The organism is Rahnella sp. WP5, from assembly GCF_000745615.1.
Taxonomy (GTDB): Bacteria; Pseudomonadota; Gammaproteobacteria; order Enterobacterales; family Enterobacteriaceae; genus Rahnella; species Rahnella aceris.
Window position 1 is genome coordinate 137,208 of sequence record NZ_KN050721.1, and the last position, 20,312, is coordinate 157,519.

The 20,312-nt window shown below is 54.9% G+C and carries 17 protein-coding genes; 10 read left to right on the forward strand and 7 right to left on the reverse strand.

Annotated elements, in window-relative coordinates:
* The first annotated feature begins 3 nt into the window (after window positions 1-3).
* From EX31_RS21965 to ppnP, 5 genes are all read left to right on the forward strand, one after another.
* Complete coding sequence (locus tag EX31_RS21965; protein WP_037036780.1) at window positions 4-786, forward strand: IclR family transcriptional regulator; 783 nt, start codon at window positions 4-6, stop codon at window positions 784-786.
* A 76-nt stretch (window positions 787-862) separates the two neighbouring features.
* Complete coding sequence (locus tag EX31_RS21970; protein WP_037036782.1) at window positions 863-2,440, forward strand: OPT/YSL family transporter; 1,578 nt, start codon at window positions 863-865, stop codon at window positions 2,438-2,440.
* A 135-nt stretch (window positions 2,441-2,575) separates the two neighbouring features.
* Complete coding sequence (locus EX31_RS21975) at window positions 2,576-3,505, forward strand: DUF1177 domain-containing protein (protein ID WP_037036784.1); 930 nt, start codon at window positions 2,576-2,578, stop codon at window positions 3,503-3,505.
* A 4-nt stretch (window positions 3,506-3,509) separates the two neighbouring features.
* Window positions 3,510-4,187, forward strand: coding sequence for an AroM family protein (locus EX31_RS21980; RefSeq protein ID WP_037036786.1), 678 nt, complete (start codon window positions 3,510-3,512; stop codon window positions 4,185-4,187).
* 179 nt (window positions 4,188-4,366) lie between these two features.
* Window positions 4,367-4,657 carry a pyrimidine/purine nucleoside phosphorylase gene (ppnP, locus tag EX31_RS21985; RefSeq protein ID WP_013576688.1) on the forward strand — a complete coding sequence of 97 codons (291 nt, stop codon included), beginning with the start codon at window positions 4,367-4,369 and terminating at the stop codon, window positions 4,655-4,657.
* Window positions 4,658-4,715: 58 nt separating this feature from the next.
* Here the strand turns inward: ppnP and rdgC are convergent, their stop codons facing one another.
* On the reverse strand, window positions 4,716-5,630 hold the full coding sequence (gene rdgC / locus EX31_RS21990; protein ID WP_037036788.1) for a recombination-associated protein RdgC: 915 nt from the start codon (window positions 5,628-5,630) through the stop codon (window positions 4,716-4,718).
* Window positions 5,631-5,839: 209 nt separating this feature from the next.
* Here rdgC and mak point away from each other — a divergent pair, with 209 nt between their 5' ends.
* Window positions 5,840-6,760 (forward strand): fructokinase, encoded by a 921-nt coding sequence (gene mak / locus EX31_RS21995; protein ID WP_037036790.1) that lies wholly within the window; start codon window positions 5,840-5,842, stop codon window positions 6,758-6,760.
* 66 nt (window positions 6,761-6,826) lie between these two features.
* Here mak and EX31_RS22000 read toward each other — a convergent pair whose 3' ends face one another.
* Window positions 6,827-8,140 (reverse strand): aspartate aminotransferase family protein, encoded by a 1,314-nt coding sequence (locus EX31_RS22000; RefSeq protein WP_051931130.1) that lies wholly within the window; start codon window positions 8,138-8,140, stop codon window positions 6,827-6,829.
* Between the two features lie 278 nt (window positions 8,141-8,418).
* On the opposite strand from EX31_RS22000, the gene EX31_RS22005 reads away from it, so the two are divergent.
* Both EX31_RS22005 and EX31_RS22010 read left to right on the forward strand, forming a co-directional pair.
* Window positions 8,419-9,429: a phosphotransferase enzyme family protein gene (locus EX31_RS22005; RefSeq protein WP_037037471.1), complete on the forward strand. Its 1,011-nt coding sequence runs from the start codon at window positions 8,419-8,421 to the stop codon at window positions 9,427-9,429.
* Window positions 9,430-9,613: 184 nt separating this feature from the next.
* Window positions 9,614-10,690 carry an AraC-like transcriptional regulator QhpR gene (locus EX31_RS22010; RefSeq protein ID WP_081925246.1) on the forward strand — a complete coding sequence of 359 codons (1,077 nt, stop codon included), beginning with the start codon at window positions 9,614-9,616 and terminating at the stop codon, window positions 10,688-10,690.
* On the opposite strand, the gene EX31_RS22015 is transcribed toward EX31_RS22010, so the two are convergent.
* The 5 genes from EX31_RS22015 to sbcD all read right to left on the reverse strand — a co-directional run bounded on the left by EX31_RS22015 (window position 10,687) and on the right by sbcD (window position 18,026).
* The gene (locus EX31_RS22015) at window positions 10,687-11,508 is read right to left on the reverse strand and encodes an ABC transporter ATP-binding protein (RefSeq protein WP_037036791.1); all 822 of its coding nucleotides are present in this window, start codon (window positions 11,506-11,508) and stop codon (window positions 10,687-10,689) included. The two genes, EX31_RS22010 and EX31_RS22015, sit on opposite strands and share 4 nt — an antisense overlap.
* Window positions 11,505-12,269 carry an ABC transporter permease gene (locus EX31_RS22020; protein ID WP_037036792.1) on the reverse strand — a complete coding sequence of 255 codons (765 nt, stop codon included), beginning with the start codon at window positions 12,267-12,269 and terminating at the stop codon, window positions 11,505-11,507. The genes EX31_RS22015 and EX31_RS22020 overlap by 4 nt, the downstream gene beginning before the upstream one ends.
* 11 nt (window positions 12,270-12,280) lie before the next feature.
* On the reverse strand, window positions 12,281-13,294 hold the full coding sequence (locus tag EX31_RS22025) for an ABC transporter substrate-binding protein (protein WP_037036793.1): 1,014 nt from the start codon (window positions 13,292-13,294) through the stop codon (window positions 12,281-12,283).
* Between the two features lie 248 nt (window positions 13,295-13,542).
* The gene (gene sbcC, locus EX31_RS22030) at window positions 13,543-16,791 is read right to left on the reverse strand and encodes an exonuclease subunit SbcC (protein WP_037036794.1); all 3,249 of its coding nucleotides are present in this window, start codon (window positions 16,789-16,791) and stop codon (window positions 13,543-13,545) included.
* Window positions 16,788-18,026, reverse strand: coding sequence for an exonuclease subunit SbcD (gene sbcD, locus EX31_RS22035; RefSeq protein WP_037036795.1), 1,239 nt, complete (start codon window positions 18,024-18,026; stop codon window positions 16,788-16,790). Before sbcD ends, sbcC begins: the two co-directional genes overlap by 4 nt.
* A gap of 227 nt (window positions 18,027-18,253) precedes the next feature.
* Here sbcD and phoB point away from each other — a divergent pair, with 227 nt between their 5' ends.
* Together phoB and phoR are read left to right on the forward strand one after the other, a co-directional pair.
* Window positions 18,254-18,943 carry a phosphate response regulator transcription factor PhoB gene (gene phoB / locus EX31_RS22040; RefSeq protein ID WP_013576682.1) on the forward strand — a complete coding sequence of 230 codons (690 nt, stop codon included), beginning with the start codon at window positions 18,254-18,256 and terminating at the stop codon, window positions 18,941-18,943.
* Window positions 18,944-18,965: 22 nt separating this feature from the next.
* Window positions 18,966-20,285, forward strand: coding sequence for a phosphate regulon sensor histidine kinase PhoR (phoR, locus tag EX31_RS22045; RefSeq protein WP_037036796.1), 1,320 nt, complete (start codon window positions 18,966-18,968; stop codon window positions 20,283-20,285).
* Window positions 20,286-20,312 lie beyond the last annotated feature (27 nt).

Here is a 20,312-nt window from a genome sequence, read left to right on the forward strand (position 1 = left end):
TTTATGACCACATTAGAAAATGCGGCTGCGGTACTGAAATTATTTTCAAAACAGGGGATTAGTCAGGGGCATCCCGGTTTGTCATTCAGTGATGTGGTCGAAAATTTAAAATTACCGAAAAGTACGGTGTCCCGTCTGCTGATGACGATGGAAACGCAAGGGCTGCTGGAACGTGACCCGGACAGCCGTCTGTACCGCATCGGAAAATTATTACTGGCCGTCTCCAGCCATTATTTGTCGGCCCCGCTGGTGGATTTAGCCTCGCCGTATATGACGCAACTCAGTCAGCTGACGCAATGCACGGGTTATATCTCGATGCTGGAAGGGCGCGACATTATGGTGATGCGCATGTTTCCCGGCAGAACGTATCTGCAAGTGGTTACTCCGGCCGGAAGCCTCTTGCCCGCGCACGAAACGGCTATCGGGCGCGCGATCCTTTCGCGCTATACCGATGACCAGGTTCTGGCGCGGTTTAGCGGAAAATATCAGGCGAATTCTGCTAATTCGCCTGAGAGCAAGGAGGTTTTGTTAGCCAGACTGGCCGATGTCCGTCTGACGGGGGTGTCATTTGCCAACAACGAAACGTTGCTGGGAATAAGTACCTTAGCCACCAGTATTTTTAATAAGCACCGTAATGAAACCGTTGGATTATGTTTATCTTTCCCTTCGCCGGCGCAGGGGAAAGAAATTCCGGAAGGAATAAAAGAAGGGCTGATTGCCGTAACCCGGCAAATTGCCGAAAAATTGGGTGATGAGTATTGGCATTTATCTAAAACGGCCATGTAGCAGCCGTCAGGATAATGACGAATAACGGACCCGGATTATTTGCTATGTGAAATACTTGCTCAACACCAGGGGCCTTATGTCAGATCAACCTGCAAAGAATAATAAGGAGAATCCGCTAAAGGATATTGGCACTCTCATCGTGATGATTCTGCTGTCTGTTTTAGGCGCAATCATCGGTGTCCAGCTGATTACTACTTTAGGCGTTACGCCGAATACCTCGATTATAGGCGCGCTGTTTGCCATGTTACTGGCACGCATTCCGATGCAGGCTTTTTACCGCTACCGTTCTGTTCATACGCAGAATCTGGCGCAAACCGTCATTTCATCTGCGACCTTTGGTGCGGCAAACAGTTTGCTGATGCCGATCGCTATTCCTTATGTCATGGGCCAGCCGCAACTGATCATGCCGATGTTTACCGGTGTGGCCGCAGCGATGTTGCTCGATGCCTACCTGCTTTATCGCCTGTTCGACACCAAAGTGTTCCCGGCCAGTAATGCGTGGCCACCCGGTGTTGCGGCGGCTGAAGCGATTAAAGCCGGTGATAACGGCGGGCGTCAGGCCTGGCTGCTGGTCGCAGGCGTAGTTGTTGGTGTGGCTGGAGCGATGCTGAAAATCCCGATGGCGGCTTTCGGCACGGCGTTTATCGGCAATATCTGGGCGCTCAGCATGTTTGGTATTGGCTTGCTGATCCGCGCTTATGCGCAGCCGGTCGCCGGGCTGGACCTCAACGCGCTGTATATTCCTCACGGCATGATGGTCGGCGCGGGGCTGGTGTCGCTGCTGCAGGTGATTCAGGTGGTGCGTGCTAAACATGCCGACGCCAAAACGACCTTTACCCAACCGGCGAAAGAGGTGCGTAAAGCACTCGGGCTGGGCGCATTCGGTTATATCGCCATCGCGGCACTGCTGGCGCTGGCGGGCGGGCTGTACAGTGAAATGTCAGTCAGCATGCTGATTGCGTTCGTGATTTACGCCGCCTTTGCCGCCTTCTTTCACGAGCTGATTGTCGGGATTGCCGCGATGCACTCCGGCTGGTTCCCTGCCTTTGCCGTGGCGCTGATTACCTTAATTATCGGTATTCTGATTGGTTTCCCACCGCTGGCGTTATGCGTCCTGACGGGCTTTACCGCTGCTACCGGTCCGGCATTTGCTGATATGGGTTTTGATCTGAAAGCCGGATTTATTTTGCGCGGTTATGGCAAAGATTTGCAGGCTGAACTTTACGGCCGCCGCATCCAGTTATTCGCTGCATTGCTGGCATTTGTCATCGCCATTCCGGTGGTGTGGTACGCCCATTACGGTTACTTCGCCCAGGATTTAGTGCCGCCGGTGGCGCGGGTTTATGCCAAAACCATTCAGGCCGGTGCCCAGCCGGGCATTGCACACAGCCTGCTGATCTGGGCGATTCCGGGCGCATTGATTCAGCTGATTGGCGGACCGAAACGCCAGCTTGGCGTCCTGCTGGCGACCGGTTTGCTGATCAACAGCGTGATGGCCGGATGGGCCGTGGTCTGCGGCATCGTGCTGCGCATTATCATTATCCGGATCTGGGGTGAAAAAGGGCGTACGCCAATGGAAGTGCTGGCGGCAGGTTTTATTGCCGGTGACGCGCTTTACAGTTTCTTCACGTCGATCTTCAGTGCCAAAAAGTAGTGAGTACCGCACCAACACCAGGGCTGATGTTCAGCCAGCATTAAACACCTGACTGTTCCACGATGAACAGCACCCGCGACCGTTTTGGCTACTGCGTGAAATACGCCGGTCGCGATGTTTTAAGAGGACTGAGTGATGAGTTTGCAACAGACATTAACGGTATTCGAACTGATTGACAGCGCCCACGTCAGCGGCCAGGACATTGTGGACTTGTTCGCCCGTTATCCGGGTATTACCGCCAGCACACACCGCGCTGACGGCCCGAAAGGTGGCACTGATTTTGTGCGTATCACTGTGCCGGGCAGTCAGGGCAAAAGCAGTGGCGGCACGGCACCCACGCTTGGGATTATCGGTCGTCTGGGCGGGATTGGCGCGCGTCCGACGCGTATCGGTCTGGTCTCTGATGGCGATGGTGCGATTGCCGCTGTCACCAGCGCACTCAAACTGGCTGATATGCAGCACAAGGGCGATGTGCTCGACGGTGATGTGATTATCACTACCCACATTTGCCCGAACGCACCGACCCGTCCGCATGATCCGGTCGATTTTATGGATTCGCCGATTGATGACGTGACCATGAACGACAACGAAGTGGTGGACGGCGTGGACGCGATCCTGTCTATCGACACCACCAAAGGCAACCGCATCATCAATCACAAGGGTTACGCCATTTCACCGACGGTGAAAGAGGGTTACATCCTGCGTGTTTCTGAAGATTTGCTGCGCATCATGGAAATGACCAGCGGCAAACCGGCGGTCACTTTTCCGATTACCACGCAGGACATCACGCCTTACGGCAACGGTGTGCATCATCTGAACAGTATTCTGCAACCGTCAACGGCGACGACCGTGCCGGTGGTCGGTGTGGCTATTACGGCGGAATCTGTTGTGCCGGGCTGTGGCACCGGGGCAAGTCATGAAGTGGATATCGCACTGGCGGCAAAATTTGCTGTTGAAGTGGCGAAAGAGTTTGGCCGCGGCACTTGTCAGTTCTTTGATGCCGATGAATATCAACTCCTGTTGTCGCTGTACGGAAGCTTGCGTCACCTGCAAAACCGGAAGTAACACGATGATGACATCCCTTGCGACGTTAACAATCGGACAGGCACCACGCAGCGACATTATGCCGCTGCTGATGGAACATCTGCCGGCCGGGTCAGTCACCCATGTGGGCTTACTCGACGGGTTAAGCAGGGAGCAAATAGAGCAGCGTTATGCGGCTGCTGAGGGTGACGCTGTACTGGTCACCCGCCTGCTGGATGGTTCGCAGGTTACGATGGCTGCGCACCGCGTGGAAAGCGGATTACAGGAAAAAATCGACGTACTGGAAGCCCTGGGTTGCATGACCATTCTGCTGCTTTGCACCGGCGAATTTCATCATCTGCATGCTAACAATGCGCTGCTGCTGGAGCCTGACCGCATTATTCCACCGTTGATCGCTTCAATAGTCGGTCAGCACCGTGCGGGGATTGTGGTGCCGGTTGAATCACAGGTGGTTGAGCAGGCGAACAAATGGCGAAAATTAGCCAAAGCACCCTGTTTTGCTGTTGCCAGCCCTTATCTTTCTGACGATCAGGCGCTGACGGACGCGGCGATGCATCTGGCTGAACAGGGTGCGGAAGTCGTGGTGCTTGATTGCATCGGCTTTAACCGCCATCACCTCGATGTGCTGAAAAAATATCTGAATATTCCGGTGCTGTTACCGAATGTACTGATGGCAAAACTGGCGGCGGAACTGGTGGTTTGAGGTATGACTGAGGGGCGAACAGCTACCCACAATGGCACTGTGCGGCCGTAAAATCAAATCAGCGCTACCGCTTTGCGGGCGGTGTCGTCTCGTGCGGATAAAGCGGTAATAATCAGTGACAGAAGGCGCTTTCTGCCCCTAATATGAAGGCTCTGAAATTTATCGCAAAGGGCCAATCTATGTTGAAAAATAATGAGTATTTTGACGGGAAAGTAAAGTCGATTGGTTTTGACAGCGAAAGCACGGGTTCAGCCAGTGTTGGCGTGATGGCCGTCGGTGAATATACTTTCGGCACCGCAAAGCCGGAAGAAATGACGGTGATCAGCGGTTCACTGAAAGTGTTGATCCCGGGATCGCCGGACTGGCAGGTATTTAAGCCAGGCGAGACGTTCTACATTCCGGGTAAAAGTGAATTCAACTTACAGGTCGGCGAAACCACCTCATACCTCTGTAAGTATCTGACTAAATAAGTTCTTCAGACACAGAAAAGGCGCTCATGAGCGCCTTTTTTACGTTCTGCATCCGGTCTTAGCGTTGCGCTTCGCCGCCTAATGCCTCGATCAGGTTCTGGATCAGCGCTGCCAGTTCACCGGTCATCAGCACGAAATCTGCATCGAAACGCCCAGCGAAGTCTTCGCGGTCGATATCTTCGTTTTGATCACGAATGATGTCGCTGAATTTCAGGCGCTTAATGCTGCCGTCGTCCGCCAGCACCACGGCGATACGTTCCTGCCAGTCAACCGCCAGCTTAGTCACCAGTTTGCCGTTCTCGATATGCGTGGCGATTTCATCGCTGACCAGCACCTGTTTCTTACAGCGGATCACACCGCCTTCTTCCAGAATCGCTTTCAGCTCGGCTTCGTCCTGCAGCGTAAAACCGGCAGGGGTATCGCCGGAACGCACCCATTCGGTCAGCGTCAGTTCGATCGGGCTTTCCATTGTCAGCGGCACCACTGGTAGCGAACCAAGGCTTTTACGCAGCAGCGCCAGCATGTCTTCGGCTTTCTTGGCGCTGGCGGCGTCAACCATGATCAGGCCGTTAACGGTATCAATCCACATGAAGGTCTGGCTGAACCGGCTGAAGGCGCGTGGCATCAGGCTGTGCAACACTTCATCTTTCAGGGAATCTTTTTCAGTCTTTTTCAGCTTGCGGTGTTGTTCACCTTCGAGCTGCTCAATCTTGGCCTGTAACTCCTGTTTAATCACCGGAGAAGGCAGGATTTTTTCTTCTTTACGGGCGCAGATCAGGATCTGACCACCGTTGACATGCGTCAGCGCATCGCCGCCGTGGGAACCCATCGGGGAGACCCAGCCGGTTTTCGACATGTCCTGGCTGCCGCACGGGGTAAAGGTGAAAGCACTGAGCTGTTTTTCCATTTCGTCAGCAGATAACGAAACTTCACGGCTCAAACGGTAAACTAACAAATTTTTAAACCATAACATGGCGTTATCCCTGTCCCGGCGCACTCGTGGTACGCTGAATAAATGAATGCAGGGCGGCATGATAACCAATTGAGCGTCAGCCGTCGTTAAGAAATCGCCGCACCCTGTAACATTGCATAACAGCTTATTCTGGTGACAGTCGCGTCTGGCTTCTAAACTGAATAAACTCAAAAAAACTGACCCTGCAAAGTGTAAAAGGAGAGCAACACGTGCGAATTGGCATTGATTTAGGCGGCACAAAAATAGAAGTCATTGCGTTATCTGATGAAGGTAAAGAGCTGTTTTGCAAACGGGTCGATACGCCGAGAAATGACTACGAACGTACGCTCAAAGCGATTGAAGGGCTGGTGCTGGACGCCGAAAAAGCCACAGGTCAACGTGGCAGCGTGGGGCTGGGGATCCCCGGCACCTTGTCGCCATTTACCGGTAAGGTGAAAAATTCCAACTCGGTCTGGCTGAACGGACAACAGCTGGATGAGGATCTGGCACTGCTGTTAAAACGCGAAGTGCATATTGCCAACGATGCCAATTGCCTGGCGGTGTCAGAAGCCACTGACGGCGCGGGTGCAGGCCGTCACACCGTATTTGCCGTGATAATCGGTACCGGTTGCGGTTCCGGTGTGGCGCTTCACGGTGCGGCGCATGCGGGCGGCAACGGCAATGCGGGGGAATGGGGGCATAACCCGCTGCCGTGGCAGGATGAAGAAGAAATGCAGTTTGCCCGTGAAGTCCCGTGTTACTGCGGAAAATCAGGCTGCGTCGAGACCTTTGTTTCCGGCACCGGTTTTGCAGAAGACTATTTTCGTTTGTCCGGTCAGCGGCTCAAGGGCGCAGAGATTATTGCGCTGGTGGAGCAGGGCGATGAAACTGCAGAACAGGCGCTCGGGCGTTATGAGCGTCGTCTGGCCAAGGCGCTGGCGAACGTGGTGAATATCCTCGACCCGGACGTGATTGTTTTTGGGGGCGGCATGAGTAACGTGGATCGTTTGTATCAGACGGTGCCGCTGCTGATTAAACAATGGGTGTTTGGCGGGGAATGTGAAACGCCGATCCTCAAAGCCGTGCACGGTGATTCGAGCGGTGTACGCGGCGCTGCCTGGCTTTGGCCGCAATCACGTTTCGCGTTGTAAGCCATTATCCGTTTATCAACTTAAGGGCGCAGATTTTGCGCCCTTTCCGTTTGTAACCCGCTTCAGTCAGAACATCTTGCTCAGTACGTTTTCCAGCGCATTGACCAGGATCTGGCTGTGTTCTGCGGTAAAGACCAGCGGCGGGCGGATCTTCAAAATGTTGGCATGCGGGCCGGAGGCACCAATCAGCACGCCTTCTTCGCGCAGTGCGTTGACCACCGCCAGTGCGGTAACGGAATCCGGCCCGCCGTTTTCGTTGACGAAATCGACGCTGACGAACAGCCCTGCGCCACGTACGCTGCCAATCGCCGGGAAGCGTTGAGAGAGTGCGGTGATGCCGTCAAGAATGGCTTTACCCGCCAGCCCGACACTGGCAATCAGATTTTCCTGCTCGATAACTTCCAGCACCGCCAGCCCGACCGCAGAAGACACGGTATTGCCACCGAAGGTATTGAAATAGCTCGATTCACTGCCGAAGCGTTCCAGGATGTGCGGCTGAATAGTGATGCCCGCCATCGGGTGTCCGTTACCCATCGGTTTGCCGAGCGTCACAATATCTGGCAACACGCCGTGGCGCTGGAAGCCCCACATATGTTCGCCGGAACGGCCATAGCCCGGCTGGACTTCGTCGGCGATATACAACGCCCCGGCTTCGTGAATAACGTCGATGGCTTCTTTCAGAAAACCGGCCGGATCGAAGAAACCGCCGTCGCTGGTGAAGAAGGTGTCGATCATCAGGGCAGCCGGTTTGATGCCATGGCGATCCATATCCGCCAGTGCGGCACGGATGTCGTTGGCAAAGCGCTTGCCAACTTCAGCCGGGTTAGCCGGATGGTGAACCGGTGCCGGAATCACCCGCGCATCACCGTTCACTTTAACGTATGGCCCCATCGAGGCCGATAGCCCGGCAATCGCTTTGGTCATGCCGTGATAGCTGAATTCGGTGACGATAACGCCGGTGCCGCCGGTAAAATCTTCGGCGATACGCAGCGCCAGATCGTTAGATTCGCTGCCCGTGCAGGTGAACATTACCTGACTCAGCTCAGCGGGCATGGTACCCACCAGTTTTTCGGCGAAGTTCAGGACATTTTCATGCAGATAACGGGTGTGCGTGTTCAGCGTGGATGCCTGACGCACCAGCGCTTCCAGCACATGAGGATGGCAATGGCCAACGGAAGGCACGTTGTTGTAGACGTCGAGATAACGGCGGCCATCAGCGTCATACACCCACACGCCTTCGCCGCGCACCAGATGCACTGGATTCTTGTAAAACAACTGGTAAGCCGGGCCCAGCAAACGACGGCGGCGTTCTATCATCGCCAGATTGTCGGCTGAAATATTGCCGCTGCTGGCGGCATCAAACGCATTGGTTTTCAACATGAGAGTCATCTCCTGACTGGCGGTTTCAACGTCACTGCCGGTGTGCAAAAAAATGCCATGACGGCGGAAGGTGATTTGATAATGCGCCGGAGAAAGCGGTAAAACTTGACCTCAGCGTGCTGACTGCTGTGCGTTGCAGTCAACTTTTCGCCGTCAGCGCGTCACGCGTGTTTTGCGGTCAACATTTGCTGTTCCTGAGTCAAGCGACGAAAACGCGCCCCTTCCATTCTGGCTATCCGCAATATCGATCTGATTTAACCGGTACGGAGTGGAACCTGATGACTGCAAAACAATCTGACACGCTCGATGACACCAGCCTGAATCTGCTGGCAACAGAAGCATTGCGCCGCTATTCCCCTGATCTGCAAGGGCATCTTTCGCTGATCTGCCGGTCGGAAAATGCCACTTTTTTACTGCGTTGCCCCGACGGCGGACGTTATGCACTGCGTGTTCACCGCGGGGGCTATCACCAGCGGGATGAAATAGAGAGTGAACTGGCGTGGCTGGATGCGCTGCGTGAAAGCGAGATTCAGGTGCCTGAGGCAGTAAAAGGGCGGGATGGTACCGCTGTGCAAACTGTCGCGGTGAGCGAAACTGAAAACCGCAATGTGGTGATTTTTCGCTGGATTGAGGGCGAAATGCCAACCACGGATGTGGATCCGCGGGCGTTTGCTCAGTTGGGGGAAGTGACTGCGCGCCTGCATCAGCACAGCCGTCAGTGGCCGCATCCGGCCGGGTTTCGCCGTATTATCTGGGACAGCGATACCATGGTCGGCCCGCACGGTCACTGGGGCCGCTGGCAGGATGCGCCGGGCATGACGGCGACCGGGATCCCGCTGATTGAAGAGACGCTGGCGCACACCGGCAGCGTGCTGAAAAGTTACGGCAAGAGTGCACAGCGCTACGGGCTGATCCACGCCGATCTGCGCCTGACGAATTTACTGTTGCACAAAGGCGAAACCCGGGTGATCGACTTTGATGACTGCGGTATGGGCTGGTATCTGCATGATGTGGCGGCGGCGATCAGTTTTGTTGAACATCATCCGCAGGCGCAGGCGTGGGTCCGCCACTGGCTGGAAGGTTACGCACGTATTTGTCACGTGAGCGATGCCGATCTGGCGGTGATCCCGACACTGATTATTCAGCGGCGGATTCAGTTGCTGGCCTGGCGCGGATCGCATGCCACCACGGAAATGGCGCAAAGCCTTGGCAATGAATGGGAACAAGAGAGCCTGCGCCTGTGCCGTGAGTATCTGGCGAAGGCGCATCATCCCTTTGTGATCGGATGAAGCTGCACGAAAAGCGGGCGTCGTAGCAGGGCGCAGGGGCGGCTGGCAAAACTGCCGAAAATTTATCTCATTGTATTGCATTGGGTTATCACCCGGAGACGTGAAGCAAGGTGCTGGTACGGAACTTGCAATTCTCTTTTATCACCGACACTTTTTATTGCCGACATAAAGGGAGTAAAAGACGATGCAGACAGGCCTTTCTTCAACGGCTTCCGGAGCCGGTTTCAGCAATGCGCTGACGCGCAGCAATGACAGCCACCGGGGGGTACTGGCCGCAGCCGCCAGCGGCCTGAGCGATTTTATTCAGGCCAAAGGGGCAGATGTCGATCGTGTGCTAGGCATCTGCCACATCAATCCTGAATTGCTGCAACAACCTACGCTGAGTCTCGGGCTGACTAATTACTGTCAGGTTCTGGAAGAAGCGGCGGCGCAGTCAGGTTGTGATAACTTCGGTTTGCATTACGGGAAACAGTTCAAACCGCAGTCATTAGGGCTGATTGGCTACATCGGTTTATGTTCTTCTTCGGCAGAAACCGCGCTGCAAAACGTTGTGAATGCCTTTCCCTTTCATCAGCACAATACGCTGACGCGGCTGGTGGATAAGGGGGATCATTACCGGTTCGATTATCAGGTGCGGCATGGCAGCATTCTGTGCAGACGGCAGGATGCGGAACTGACGCTGGGGATGATCCTCAATTTATTGCGTCACGGGCTGGGGAAAAACTGGGCGCCGCGTGAGGTGCATTTTGAGCATCCGCGTCCGCAGCAATGGCATGAACACTGCAAAGTATTTGATGCGCCGGTGTATTTCGATCAGCCGTACAATTCCCTGCTGATCGTCAAACGCGATTTACAGCGGGCGATGCCGGAACGGGATCAGATGCTGTTGCTGGTCATGCAGGATGCGATCCGCCGTCTGAATGCGGATGCGCCGTCGCAGCAGTCGGTCACCGACAGCGCGCGATCGCGGGTACGTCAGGCATTATTACGCGGCGAGCCGGTGCTTGATGAAGTAGCCGAAAAAATGGGCATGTCGCCGAGTTCGCTGCAACGCCGCCTGCGCGAACAGAACCTGACATTTACCCAACTGGTGGATAACGTCCGTTGCGAACTGGCGACGCATTATCTGCAACAGCAACAACTGCCGATTTCCGAAATGGCGTTGCTGCTAGGGTATTCCGAAGTCAGTGCCTTTTCGCGGGCTTTCCGCCGCTGGTTTGGCGTCAGCCCGCGTCAGTGGCGGCAGACTGCCGCCAGCTAAAGCGCCATCTCCCGTTTAAAGACTTCCAGCGTGTGCGCCTTCACGCGGATAAATTCCGGGTGGCTCATGATTTCCGACCCTCGCGGACGCGGCAGGTCGAACGGCACGATTTCCGCAATCTGCGTCGGCCGCCGCGTCAGCAGTAAAATCTCATCCGCCAGAAATACCGCATCTTCCAGGTCATGCGAAACAATCAGCATAGTGACGCCAGTCGCCAGTTGCACTTCCTGTAATTTATCGCGGATAAACAGCGTCATCTCGAAATCCAGCGCCGAGAAAGGCTCATCGAGGAACATCACTTCCGGACGCGTCGCCAGCGCCCGCATGATGCACACAGTTTGCTGTTGTCCGCCGGAAAGCTCATACGGATAGCGTTTCAGGTCGAAACGGATATCAAACATCTGCGTCAGTTCTTCGACCCGCGCATTCACATCCGCTTTGCTCATGCCGTGGCGTATCAGCGGATAGGCGATGTTGGCGCGGGCGCTCATCCACGGAAACAGCGCGTCGCGGTAGTTCTGAAACACATAGCCGATGGTGGTTTGCGCCAGCGTTTTGCCGTCGAACAGAATGTCGCCTTTATCTACCGGGATCAGACCGGCGATCATGTTCATTAAGGTCGATTTACCACAGCCGTTCGGCCCGAAGATCGACACGATTTTTCCACGCGGTAAGTCGAGATTCAGGTCGGTATACAGCGGCTGTCCGGCAAACGCCTTGCTCAGTCCGCGGATCGTCACATGGGTGTCCGGTCGCGTGGCATATTGCGGCAACTGCGGGCCTTTATAATCAGGGTTCAGCGAGAGAGGGTGCGTCATGCTTTGCTACTCCAGTGGACGGTTTTTTTCTCGATCAGCAAAAAAGCCAGATTGAGCAGATAACCCAGCGCGCCGGTGATCAGGATCGAGGCGTACATATCTTTGATGTTAAACACCTGCTGGGCATCGATGATCCGGTGGCCGAGGCCGGTTTCTGATCCGATAAACATTTCGGCGACGATCACGATCACCAGCGCGATCGACACGCCGGTGCGCAGGCCGACAAAGGTTTGCGCCAGGCTTTCCATCAGCATGATGTCTTTGAAAATATGCCAGCGGGAAATTCCCATTACTTTGGCGGCCATCAGGCGCGTTTTTTTGGCATTCATCACGCCGTATGCGCTGTTGAACAGGATGACCAGCACGGCGGCAAAGGCAGCAATGGCGATTTTGTTGGCATCAGTAATCCCGAAAATCAGCATAAATAGCGGGATCAGCGCTGACGACGGCGTGGAGCGGAAGAAGTCGATCAGAAATTCCAGGCTGCGGTAAACCTTTTCATTGCTGCCCAAAATTACGCCCAGCGGCACGCCAATTACGGCGGCAAAAGCAAAAGACACCAGCGTGCGGTAAAGGGTTGCGCCGATGTCGGTGCGCATGGACGCGTCGGAAAATGACTGGAACATGTAGCCGATTGTCTCGACCGGCGAGGGCAGAAGCACGGGATTCAGCCATTTTGCGCTGACGGCCAGTTGCCAGAATAAAAACAGCAGTACCGGGCCGACCAGCGGCAGTAACCTTGAAGACCAGCGTGAAGTCATCCTGTTTCTCCTTATCCCTGATAGATCAGCGAAGCGACATCCACCGGCTTGCTGAAGATTTTTCTTTCCGTAAAGACGTCATAAAACTTCTGGAACCATTGCAGGTTGTCGCCTTTCAAATCGGGATACATCACGAAGCCCGGCAGCGGCACTTCTTTGACCAGCGCCGGTTCAATGCTGGTGTAACCGGCGACGTTTTCGCGCGCTTTATCAGGGTGAGCCGCAATGAATTCCACCGCTTTCTGATAAGCGGCAATAAACTTTTTGGTTTCTTCCGGCTTGCTGGCGATAAAACTGGCGTTCAGTGCCGCTGCGCCGCCAAACCACGGGGCGTCGGCGTTGCCGAGCACGTATTTAGAAATAACGCCGGTTTCGAGTGTGCGCGAAAGGTTTTTCATGCGTCCGACAGTGCCGGTCGGTTCGAGCGTATATACGCCGTCAATTTGCCCGGCGGCCAGAGCAGGCGCGTGTTGTCCGACCGGCAGTTCAATGACTGACGGATTCGTGAAGCCATTTTTCTCCAGAATAATTTTCGCCATCGTGACGTTCTGGATCCCCGGACCGCAGGCGATTTTTTTGCCTTTCAGGTCACTGATAGCTTTTGCCGGGCTGTTGAGCGGCACCAGAAATTCATCTAACACCAGCGTATGGTTTGACGGGTTAGAACAGATAATTTTGAACAGACCCGGTGAGGTGATCGCCCCGAGTCCCAGCGCGCCGGTTGCCGTGCCGTTGGCGCAACCGTGGATCCTGCCGGTGATCATCCCTTCGACAATTTGCTGGGCACTGGCGAATTTAACGCCTTTCACATTCAGCCCGGCTTGTTTAAAAAAGCCCTGTTCCAGTGCCACATACAGCGGCAAACCGCCGACAATCGGCCAGTAACCAATACGAATTTCATCGTCGTCGGCTGCAAAAACTGACGTCGGGATCATACCGCCAAGGGTGGAAACGCCGCCGGTGATGGCAAGCCATTTCATCAGCTGGCGGCGTTTTTTATCGACTTCAGGTTTGATGTTTTTCATGGACGGTTCCCTTAGCGGTTATGAAGGCGTTGCAACTTGTACTGCAACTTGTATACATAACGTTAAGCACAGGGCGTGCCAGTTTGTCGGGGGACGCGCATCAGCACGAAAAAGCGGAAATTCAGCAGGTTGGCAAAGGATAACGCACTGCGCTGGTGCGATTTTTGTGCCTGTGTTCACAATCAGGATCCACAACAGGGCATACCGCTAGCAATCTCACTAGCGGTATGCCTGCGCGAAAGTCGCCGTCAGACTTTAAATTCACTGCTCAGGCGGCTGATGCCCAGACCATTCACTTTGGTGACTTTGATTTGTACCGGAATGCGGTCTTTCATTGCTTCGACATGGCTGATCACGCCGATGGTTTTACCCGAGGCATTCAGGCTATCGAGCGCATCCAGCGCGGTATCCAGCGTGTCGGCATCGAGCGTACCGAAACCTTCGTCGAGGAACAGCGAGTCGATACGGGTTTTATCGCTGACCAGATCGGACAGCGCCAGGGCCAGTGCCAGGCTGACCAGGAAGCTTTCGCCGCCGGATAGTGTGCGGGTATCGCGCACGGCATCGGCCTGCCAGGTATCGACCACCTGCAGTTCCAGCGCATCGCTGGTTTTGCGCTGCAACAGATAGCGTCCGTGCAATTTTTCCAGCTGGCGGTTGGCCAGATACACCAGATGATCGAGCGTCAGACCCTGCGCGAATTTACGGAATTTCGCGCCGTCGCTGGAGCCAATCATCTGGTTGAGATAACCCCAGTCATCACAGGTCCGCTGCGCCTGCGCAATCTGTGCAATCAGCGTCTGCTGACCATGGTGGCGTTGCTTGTCGCTTTCCAGCTGATTTTTCACTTCGCCCAGACGTTGTTGCAGGACTTTCAGTTGTTGTGCCAGCTCCGCCTGTTGCACCGTCAGGGCGTTAAGATCACTGTCGGTTTCACTGAGATGTGCAGGACGGGCAAGCTGATGTTTTTCGAGCTGCTGACGGGCATCCGCCAGTAATGCCTGCGCCTGCGCCAGTTGTTGTTGCAGATGTTCTTTGCGTTGCTGAAGCTGCTGGCGCAACGCGTCGTCGAGCAGCGCCAGTTTCACTGCGGCTTCATCCGCAAATCCGCTGGCGCTCAATGCCTGCTGCCACGCCTGTTCCACCTGCGTCAGTTGTGCGGCGGTCTGTAACTGTTGCTGCTGCGTACTGGCCAACTGACCGGCCAACTGGTCGCGCTGTTCCTGCGCCTTATGCAGCGCGGTCTGGACATCACTCAGCGCTTGTTCTGTCGCCTGTTGTTGCTGATGTAAGTGCTCGCGAACCTGAGCAACCTGACGCTCTCCGAACAGTTCGAGGCGTCGGGCATTCAGCTCAGAAAGGGATTTTTCACCTTCCGCCAGTTGCTTTTGCAACCGCACGAGGTCTTGCTGAGATTTTGCCTGCATCTCTTCCAGCCGGGTAACGCGCTCTGTCAGCAAGGCACTTTGCTGCTGCACTTTCTGCTGTGCATTCAGTGCGTCGTTCAGGGCATCTTTGGCCTGTTGCAGAGCCCGCGCCAGCTGTTCGTGCTGGCTCAGCCGCGCCTGCGACTGCTGCTCTTCCTCATCGCGGGCGGTCAGCCATTGCGTGATGTCGGCGGTATCATGCAGCGTAAACGTCAGATTCAGCGGCGCACTGAGTTGTTGCCAGTTCAGGGTATGCGCATTCAGTTGTTGCTGATCCTGCTCGAGCTGAGTTTGCAGCCGTGTTTGTTGCTCTTTCAGGCCTTTAATTTTTGCCGCCAGTTCGATACCGCTGGCTTTTGCTGCATCGAATTCCAGTTGCATTTTCTCGACGCGCTGCGCGGTTTCAGAAGGTTTAACCTGCTGATAATGTTCAATCGCCGGATGTGATGTCGAGCCGCACAGCGGACAGGCTTTGCCGCTTTGCAAATTCGCGCGTTCGGCTTCAAGGCTGACGATCAGCATTTCCTGTTTATGCAGCGCCTTGACGTCGTTCAGATGTTCCAGTTGTTTCTGACATTGCAGACGGATCGCGCCCAGACGCAGTTCTTCTTCGGCCAGCAGCATCTGGTACTGCGCAAAATCTTTATGCTGTTGCTGCACGCGCTGGTTCAGTTGCGGGAAGATTTGCGCGAGTGAAAACAGCTGCTGCCGCACCGGCCGGAGCTGCATGAGTTCGGTTTGACGTTTCTGTAACACTACCTGCGGGTACTGTTTTTCCAGTTCAGCCTGACGTTGTTGTGCAACGTTAAGGGCTTCAGTCAGCGCGGCCTGACGGGTGTGATGCTGGCGGCTTTCCTCATCCAGTTTCTGACGTTCCGCCGTGATTTGCTGCAGCGTCGCGCTATGTTCACCAGCCTGTTTCTGCGACTCGCTGACCGCCTGTTGTGTTTCCACCAGCGATTTGCGCCATTGCGCGATTTCGCTATCCAGTGGCAGGATTTTTTCTTCGATCAGCGTCTGCATCTGACGCTGTTCTTCCGCCTGTTTCTGCCGCGCAGTGTGCGCCTGTTCCACCGCCAGACTCAGCGGCGTCATCTGTGCAATCTGCTGCTCCTGCTGCTGCGTCAGTTGTATCAGTAATTGCTGAAGGCGCTGCGCGTCATCCCGACAGCGCTGGCGATCATTGAGTAACGGACGCAGTTTTTCTGCCGGTTCGCTGCGCGCTAGTTGCTGTAACTGCGGTGCGGCTGTCAGGTTTTCCTGCTCTGCGGCGGTCAGTTGTTGCTGAGATTGCTGCTGTTTTTGCTGCACCTGCTGCCACTGTTGCAGCCAGTTCAGATCCTGCTGGCGCTGCTGCGCCTGCTGACTGAGCGTGATTTCCTGCGTGTTCAGTTCAGCACGTTGTGCTTCGAGCGTCTGGCGCTGTTCTTCGCTGAGCAGTTCGATTCCGGCCATACGCTGATGCAGACCGTCCAGCGCAATGCGCGCTTCTTTATGTTGCTCAAACACGCGTTGAGAAAGCAGACCGTAAATCTCGGTGCCGGTCAGTTCTTCCAGCAATTCGGCGCGGTCGTTGGCATCGGCATTCAGAAACGCGGCGAACTGCCCCTGTGAAAGCATCATGGATTTGGTGAAACGACCGAAATCCAGCCCGGTCAGTGTGGCGATGGCGTCGAGTTTGTCGCGCACTTTATCGGCCAGAATTTTGCCGTCGGCCAGCAATGCCAGCTCCACTTTCGGTGCCTGCAGATTGCCGTCAGGGGAATTTTTGGCGCGGCGCTGGCTCCAGAAAGCGCGGTAACCCACGCCTTTGACTTCAAACTCCACTTCGGCCAGCGATTCTGCGGTGTGGCGGGTCATCAGTTCATTCTGGCTTGGTGTAATGTTCAGCCGTGGCGTCTGATGATAAAGCGCCAGACAAATGGCATCGAGCAGGGTGGTTTTCCCCGCGCCGGTCGGGCCGGTGATGGCGAATAATCCGTTGCTGGCAAACGGCTCGGCGGTGAAATCAATTTTCCATTCGCCTTCCAGCGAGTTCAGGTTTTTTAAACGCAGGCTGAGAATTTTCATTGTGCGCCGTCCTCCGCGTTCTGACCGTTGGTAACCTGTTCAACCACCTGCGCAAACAACGTGCGCATCCTTGCCTGACGCGGCTCGTCAGGGTCCGGTTCCAGCGCCAGTCGTCGTTCAAACACGTCGCTGACGCTCAGTTCGCTGAGGGTTTCTTTTTCCTGCTGCTCAATACTGTTGATGCGCTGTTCTTTGCTGCGGCGTAACAGCACGACTTCTACCGGCAGATCTTCCGTCAGCGCCTGAATGCGTCGCTGGATGTCGCTGAGATAATCCTGGGTGGAGACTTCAATATCGAGCCACACCGGTTTGGCCGGATCACCGCCTTCGAACTGTGCCAGTTGGTGTTCAATTTCCGCCAGCGAGCCTTTGATTATCTGCATCGGCTGGAAAACCGGGATTTCCAGTGTGTCGATGGCGTTGAGCGTCGCACCATCAAAATCAAGTAAGTACACACTTTTAGCTTTGCTCAGTTCGTCAAAACTCAGGGCAATCGGCGAGCCGCTGTAACGGATATGTTCGTTTTTGGCGACGCATTGTGCACGGTGAATATGACCCAGTGCCACATAATCGACCGGCGGAAAGGCCTGCGCCGGAAACGCATCGAGCGTACCTATATAGATGTCGCGCACGGAATCTGAGGTACTGACGCCGACAGTCGTCAGATGGCCGGTCGCAATAATAGGCAGCGGCATGCCCAGTTCGTCACGTCTGGCCTGCGCAGCCTGCCAGAGCGCGTCATAATGCGCGGCGATGGCTTCCTGCAATGCCAGTTGCTTGTCGCTGCCGGACTGTCCCGCCTGGCTGGCGAGCAGATCACGCGGGCGTAAAAACGGGATAGCGCACAGTATCGCGCCGGGTTTCCCGTCACGCTGACTGAGCACTAAAATCTGTTCAGAAAGGTTTTCACCGACGGTGGCAATCACCCGCGTATTCAGGCAGGACAGGAGCTCGCGCGATTCATTGAGCGTGGCGACAGAATCGTGGTTACCAGCCAGCACCACCAGCTGGCAGCCGGTTTGCTGTAATTCCACCACGAAGCGGTTATACAATTCTCGGGCATAACTGGGTGGGGATCCCGTGTCGAAAATATCGCCCGCGACAATCACGGCGTCGACCTGATGTTGTTGCACCTGACCGGTCAGCCAGCGCAAAAATGCCTGATGTTCGGCTGCACGGCTTTTAGTGAAAAAGTACTGGCCGAGGTGCCAGTCTGAGGTGTGGATCAGGCGCATGAGACTCCCGTATGAACCCTGGATGACGACAATGGGGTAAAGTATAAACGTCGGCAGGGGAAGCTGTCCCCGATAAATCAGACCAATTTCAGCAAGATGGCCGGAAATTATCTGTCATAGTTGACTGTAATGAACCATTCTTTTCATTCATAAATCTGTCACAAAACTGACGCATAATGGCGCCCGCAATCAAATAAAAGATCGCTAACCTATTGGCAGGACCTACGATGGCTAGACGTATATTGGTGGTTGAAGACGAAGCTCCAATCCGTGAAATGGTGTGTTTTGTACTGGAACAAAATGGCTATCAGGCCGTAGAAGCTGAGGATTTTGATTCAGCGATTGGGCAGCTTGTTGAACCTTACCCTGAACTGATCCTGCTTGACTGGATGTTACCTGGCGGTTCCGGTATTCAGTTTATTAAGCATCTTAAACGTGAGGCTCTGACCCGCGAAATTCCGGTGATGATGCTGACCGCACGCGGTGAAGAAGAAGATCGGGTGCGCGGCCTTGAAGTGGGTGCCGATGATTACATCACCAAACCGTTTTCTCCGAAAGAACTGGTTGCCCGCATTAAAGCCGTGATGCGTCGCATCTCGCCAATGGCGGTGGAAGAAGTGATCGACATGCAGGGGTTAAGCCTGGATCCGTCGTCTCACCGGGTGATGGCCAACGAGCAGGCGCTCGATATGGGGCCGACCGAATTTAAGTTATTACACTTCTTTATGACCCATTCCGAACGTGTATACAGCCGCGAACAGTTGCTCAATAACGTCTGGGGCACTAACGTTTATGTGGAAGATCGCACGGTTGACGTGCATATTCGTCGTTTACGTAAGGCGCTGGAAACCAGTGGACATGACAGAATGATCCAGACTGTTCGTGGTACCGGATACCGTTTTTCAACGCGTTATTGAGCCCTCACAGCGGAGAATCTGTGTGCTAGAACGTTTGTCATGGAAACGACTGGCGGGTGAATTGTTTCTCTTTTGCCTGCCAGCGTTAATTCTCGGTATTTTCGTCGGCCATTTCGGCTGGCTCCTCCTGGTGTCGCTGATGGCGGCACTGGGCTGGAATTATTACAACCAGCTTAAACTCTCTCACTGGCTGTGGCTCGACCGCAGCATTACGCCACCGAATGGGCGCTGGAGCTGGGAGCCGCTGTTTTACGGGCTGAACCAGATGCAGATGCGCAACCGGCGTCGCCGTCGCGAATTAGGTCAGCTCATCAAACGTTTTCGCAGCGGTGCCGAATCGCTGCCGGATGCCGTGGTGCTGACCACTGAAGAAGGCAATATTTTCTGGTGTAACGGACTGGCGCAGGATTTGCTCGGTTTCCGCTGGCCGGAAGATAACGGGCAACATATCTTCAACCTGTTGCGTTATCCGGAATTCCGGCTGTGGATCCAGACCCGCGATTTCAGCCGGGCGCTGAATTTACAACTCAATAATGAGCATTATGTCGAGTTTCGCGTCATGCCTTATTCCGAAGGACAACTGCTGATGGTGGCACGCGACGTGACCCAGATGCGTCAGCTTGAAGGCGCACGGCGTAACTTCTTCGCTAACGTCAGTCATGAACTGAGAACCCCATTGACGGTATTGCAGGGGTATCTGGAAATGATGGAAGACGCCAAGCTGGAAGAGCCTTTCCGCACTAAAGCGCTGGATACCATGCAGGAACAGACGCGGCGGATGGACGGGCTGGTGAAACAGCTGCTGACGCTGTCGAAAATCGAAGCCTCAGCGAATATTGATTTGCACGAGAAAGTGGATATTCCGGTGATGCTCGGCATGCTCGAACGTGAAGTGCAAACGTTAAGCAACGGCAGGCATGAAGTGGTGTTTCGCGTAAACGACAAGCTGAAGGTCTTTGGTAATGAAGATCAACTGCGCAGCGCGGTGTCGAACCTGGTGTATAACGCGGTTAACCACACGCCAGCGGGGACACGGATTGAAGTCAGCTGGCAACAAACGCCGCATGGCGCACAGTTCCAGATCAGCGACAACGGACCGGGCATTGCGCCGCAGCACCTGCCGCGCCTGACCGAACGTTTCTACCGCGTCGATAAAGCCCGTTCACGTCAGACCGGCGGCAGCGGACTGGGACTGGCAATCGTCAAACATGCGCTCAGCCATCACCACTCCAAACTCGAAGTCATGAGTGAAGTCGGCGTCGGTACCCGGTTTATGTTTACGCTGGCGCCGAAGTTGATTGTTCCTCAGGAACAGGCCAGCCAAAGCGGCGTAAAGGGATAAAAATCAAGCCACAGCAACAAGCTGTGG